This window comes from Sporosarcina cyprini (genome assembly GCF_022048975.1).
GTDB classification, from domain to species: Bacteria; Bacillota; Bacilli; order Bacillales_A; family Planococcaceae; genus Sporosarcina; species Sporosarcina cyprini.
Map to the genome: position 1 here is coordinate 1 of NZ_JAKMHX010000009.1, position 1568 is coordinate 1568.

The window sequence follows — 1568 nt, forward strand, 5'->3', positions numbered from 1 at the left end:
TAAAGGTTAAGTTAGAAAGGGCGCACGGCGGATGCCTTGGCACTAGGAGCCGATGAAGGACGGAACTAACACCGATATGCTTCGGGGAGCTGTAAGTAAGCTTTGAGCCGAAGATTTCCGAATGGGGGAACCCACTGCCCGTAATGGGGTAGTACGTTTGCGTGAATACATAGCGCACTCGAGGCACACCCGGAGAACTGAAACATCTAAGTACCCGGAGGAAGAGAAAGAAAAATCGATTCCCTTAGTAGCGGCGAGCGAAACGGGATTAGCCCAAACCAGGAAGCTTGCTTCCTGGGGTTGTAGGACACTCTATACGGAGTTACAAAGGGATGGATTAGGCGAAGCAACCTGGAAAGGTTCGCCAGAGCGGGTAAAAGCCCCGTAGCCGAAAGTCCATCCCCTCCAGAGTGGATCCTGAGTACGGCGGAACACGTGAAATTCCGTCGGAATCCGGGAGGACCATCTCCCAAGGCTAAATACTCCCTAGTGACCGATAGTGAACCAGTACCGTGAGGGAAAGGTGAAAAGCACCCCGGAAGGGGAGTGAAAAAGAACCTGAAACCGTGTGCCTACAAGTTGTCAGAGCCCGTTAATGGGTGATGGCGTGCCTTTTGTAGAATGAACCGGCGAGTTACGATTCCATGCAAGGTTAAGCTGAGAAGGCGGAGCCGCAGCGAAAGCGAGTCTGAATAGGGCGACAGAGTATGGGGTCGTAGACCCGAAACCAGGTGATCTACCCATGTCCAGGGTGAAGGTAAGGTAACACTTACTGGAGGCCCGAACCCACGTACGTTGAAAAGTGCGGGGATGAGGTGTGGGTAGCGGTGAAATTCCAATCGAACCTGGAGATAGCTGGTTCTCTCCGAAATAGCTTTAGGGCTAGCCTCAAACGAAAGAATCTCGGAGGTAGAGCACTGTTTGGACTAGGGGCCCATCCCGGGTTACCGAATTCAGACAAACTCCGAATGCCGATGATTTATGTTTGGGAGTCAGACTGCGGGTGATAAGATCCGTAGTCGAGAGGGAAACAGCCCAGACCGCCAGTTAAGGTCCCCAAGTATCCGTTAAGTGGAAAAGGATGTGGCGCTGCCCAGACAACCAGGATGTTGGCTTAGAAGCAGCCACCATTTAAAGAGTGCGTAATAGCTCACTGGTCGAGTGGCGCTGCGCCGAAAATGTACCGGGGCTAAACGGATCACCGAAACTGCGGATTGACACCGATGGTGTCAGTGGTAGGAGAGCGTTCCAAGGGCGTTGAAGCTAGACCGGAAGGACTGGTGGAGCGCTTGGAAGTGAGAATGCCGGTATGAGTAGCGAAAGAAGGGTGAGAATCCCTTCCACCGAATGCCTAAGGTTTCCTGAGGAAGGCTCGTCCGCTCAGGGTTAGTCGGGACCTAAGTCGAGGCCGATAGGCGTAGACGATGGACAACAGGTTGATATTCCTGTACCACCTCCCCGCCGCTATTAGCAATGGGGGGACGCAGTAGGATAGGGTGAGCGCGCTGTTGGTCATGCGCGTCTAAGCAGTGAGGTGTGGAACGAGGCAAATCCCGTTCCTATAACAC

The 1568-nt window shown here is 53.4% G+C and carries 1 rRNA gene; it reads left to right on the top strand.

Going from position 1 to position 1568, the window contains the following annotated elements:
* Positions 1-4 precede the first annotated feature (4 nt).
* Positions 5-1568: ribosomal RNA gene (locus tag L7D49_RS00855) — 23S ribosomal RNA — on the top strand; the annotation flags it as partial.